This is a genomic window from Neobacillus drentensis (genome assembly GCF_036965245.1).
Taxonomy (GTDB): domain Bacteria; phylum Bacillota; class Bacilli; order Bacillales; family Cytobacillaceae; genus Neobacillus; species Neobacillus drentensis_G.
In genome coordinates this window covers 1-3,102 of sequence record NZ_JBALPG010000107.1, presented here as the reverse complement: position 1 = coordinate 3,102, position 3,102 = coordinate 1, and the positions used below count along the sequence as shown (strand labels likewise).

At 37.5% G+C, this 3,102-nt stretch carries 4 protein-coding genes; 3 read left to right on the top strand and 1 reads right to left on the bottom strand.

What is annotated here, in order from left to right; genetic code table 11:
• Nucleotides 1–60 precede the first annotated feature (60 nt).
• A complete protein-coding gene (locus V7150_RS19625; RefSeq protein WP_335521678.1) occupies nucleotides 61–408 on the bottom strand; it encodes a YlbF family regulator in 348 nt (115 codons plus the stop codon).
• A gap of 157 nt (nucleotides 409–565) precedes the next feature.
• Between V7150_RS19625 and V7150_RS19620 the strand changes: the two genes are divergently transcribed.
• The 3 genes from V7150_RS19620 to V7150_RS19610 all read left to right on the top strand — a co-directional run.
• Nucleotides 566–802 carry a hypothetical protein gene (locus tag V7150_RS19620; RefSeq protein WP_335521676.1) on the top strand — a complete coding sequence of 79 codons (237 nt, stop codon included), beginning with the start codon at nucleotides 566–568 and terminating at the stop codon, nucleotides 800–802.
• Between the two features lie 2 nt (nucleotides 803–804).
• Nucleotides 805–2,184 carry a YheC/YheD family endospore coat-associated protein gene (locus tag V7150_RS19615; protein ID WP_335521674.1) on the top strand — a complete coding sequence of 460 codons (1,380 nt, stop codon included), beginning with the start codon at nucleotides 805–807 and terminating at the stop codon, nucleotides 2,182–2,184.
• Nucleotides 2,185–3,102: YheC/YheD family endospore coat-associated protein (locus V7150_RS19610; protein ID WP_335521672.1), on the top strand; the 918-nt coding region annotated here is incomplete at its 3' end.

Sequence of the window (3,102 nt, the reverse complement as noted above, 5' to 3'; positions counted from 1 at the left end):
TTATACTTTCCTAATAGCAAAAAAAGCCTCGGTTTTTGTACCGAAGGCTTTTGATAAAGCTTATATTTTACCATATAAATCTTCCAATGGCTTCATAATGATCATGTTTAATTCGCCTATTACCATGCTCATCCGCTGCTCTGCTTCCATGAGACGCGAAATTTTTTGATTTTGCTGGACGAGCCCCACGGTTGCCTGTGCCTGTTGGATTTCTTGTTCAGAAATATCCTGGCCCATCATTTGCTTTTGCTGCAGATTCATTTGGATTTGACGAAACTGGTCAAACATTGGCCTTGCTTGCGGGTCTGCATTTACTTCGCTATATGCCTGCTGTAATTGTGCATACTCGGCACTTTGACGGATTACTGTTTCTAACGCATACGCGGAATCATATAAATTAGCTGCCATTTTGAGTCACTCCTTTTTTGATAAGATGAAACTTCCATCAGTGGGGGTTTTCACTGATGGTTAGTTGAATCAATCGGGCATTTACGGGTAGTGGACACCCTCGCAATCCTATTGGGTTCCTCCATAAGTATTGAGGTGGAAATCTTACTGCCCGTTAATGCGGGATAAACAATTCTTCACAACTATAACAAACTATTCATTTAATTGCGAGAAGGTTCAAATCACCATAACAATTGTTTTCACATACATTACTATATCAACGAATGCCTATAAGAAAATCGAAAGAGCACATTTAGCGGAGTATGGACTAGAGATCATCGACTGGCAAGAGGCACAAAGTCCACTGGTCGTTGAAGTTGGACAATTCTCAAAGTTACAAGCAAATGAGGAGTGATTATGTCATTTTCATTAACACCGATTAAACTAATACCCAAAAAACTGACAGATATAGATGATGGACATATCCAAATTTCCAACCACTTGTTTACCCATTTACAATTAAAAAATGACCAGGAGTTAAACATCACGTTAGGAAAAAAAACAATTACCAGAAAAATACAAACGATAGATATGGCAGCTAACTCGATTCAGCTTCCGGAACATTTGCTAAAAGAGTTTGATCTTCCCACTCAATGCTATAAATTTCAATCAATTCTTCTTCCGGAAAGCCATACACTGAAACTCGGTCCTGTGATTGGATTATTAACCGATTTCCCTACAATAAAGATGGAGGAGCCTCACTTTCGTTCCATTCATTTGTTTTGTGAAGAACTTCATCACGGCATAACTGAGCATGGCGGATTATTTTACGTATTTTCATATGACAAATTTTCAAGCCAAGGATATTACTTTGAGAATGGAAAATGGATTCCAGCGCAGCTTCCCTTGCCTGATGTTATTTACAACCGGATTCATTCCAGAAAACTTGAACACACTGAGCACTTTAAACAGTTTCGCCAAAAACTTGACCAATTCATGATTCCATTTTTTAATGACCGCTTTCTTTCGAAATGGGAAGTGTATGAACAGTTAAAAGATGAAAATCAACTAAATCCTTATATTCCTGAGACAAATATATTTTCGAAGGAAGCATTTTATGATTTTGCCCAAAAATATGACACTATTTTTCTCAAACCTATTCATGGTAGTCAAGGCAGAAATATTATCAAACAAAAAAAGGAAGCGGATCACCATTACTCTCTTCAAACTTCATTAACACCTCTGACTAACAGTTTTAATAAAAGATATACTTTAGAAGAAATTTATCAACAAATCAAACAGCTGCTCCATAATCGAATTTATATTATCCAGCAAGGTATAACATTAATTACACATGATTTAAGGGCAATGGATTTTAGAGTTTTATGCCACAAAAATCGAAATAATCATTGGTCTGTAACCTCTACGGTAGCAAGGATTGCAGCTGAAAAGGAGTTTGTATCTAATCTTGCGAGAGGCGGGACGATTTCAAGGCCTTCGAATGCTTTACGAACTTGTATGAGTCATCAGCAAACTTTAGAGGTCCTGGCACTAATGAAGGAATTAGCCCTTGAAACAGCTTCAGTGATTAGCCATCACTCAAAAGGAATAACGGGAGAACTTGGCATCGACATCGGCATTGACCAAGACGGAAAACCTTGGTTAATCGAAGTGAATTCTAAGCCTTCCAAAAACTTCGAGGATAGATTAGAAAAAATTAGACCGTCTGCCAAAGCAATCATTCAATTTTGTACAAAGCTTGCTTTTGATTCTGCGATAGAGAAGGAGGAAATGTAATTGATTACATTTGGAATTATGACATTGACCATGGAAAGTGAGAATTCATATATAAACGAGATAGCACGACTAGCTGAATCGTACGAAATGGAAGTTTTTAGATTTATCCCATCCAATATTAATCCACATACCCTTCTGGTGAAAGGGAAAAAATTTGATTTTAAGTCAAATTGCTGGAAGGACATAGAATTACCAATCCCTGCTATTATTTACGACCGCTGCTTTTACGGAGATGATGAACATTCCAAACAATGCCTGCCAATCGTCTCCTGGCTAAAGAGCAGAAATGATATTACCTTTTTAGGTTACGGATTGCCTAATAAACTTGAATTGTATAATGCCTTAAAAAACACGGCATTATCATCCTATTTACCTAGTTCTCAATCCGTTTCTGATCCAGGCATCGTATTAAATAAACTAAATGTGATGAAAAGAATCATTTTAAAGCCGACGAACGGTTCGCAAGGGTACGGTATTTATTACGTAAAGAAAAATGACAAAACGTTTCATGTAAAAACAGAAAAACAAAAAAAGACTATTTCCAGGATTTTTCCAAACGAAGCAAAGCTTATTAAATGGCTGAAACCATTATTAAAACAGCGTGGCTATCTTTTACAGCCGTATCTGGAACTATCAAATAATGAACAACAGCCGTTTGATATCCGCATCCTCCTGCAAAAAAATGAACTAGGAGTTTGGGGAGAACGTGGCAGAGGGATTCGCACCGGCAGTACAGGCGGAGTTCTTTCAAACTTAAGTGCCGGTGGTTCAGTCATCACCTTTTCAGAATGGCTCTCTTCCCATCCACCCGCAAAAGGTGAATATATACACCAGGAATTAGAATATATTCTTAGTAAGCTCCCAGATATTCTAGAAAAAGAGTTTATGCCTTTATTTGAGATTGGTGTAGATATCGGG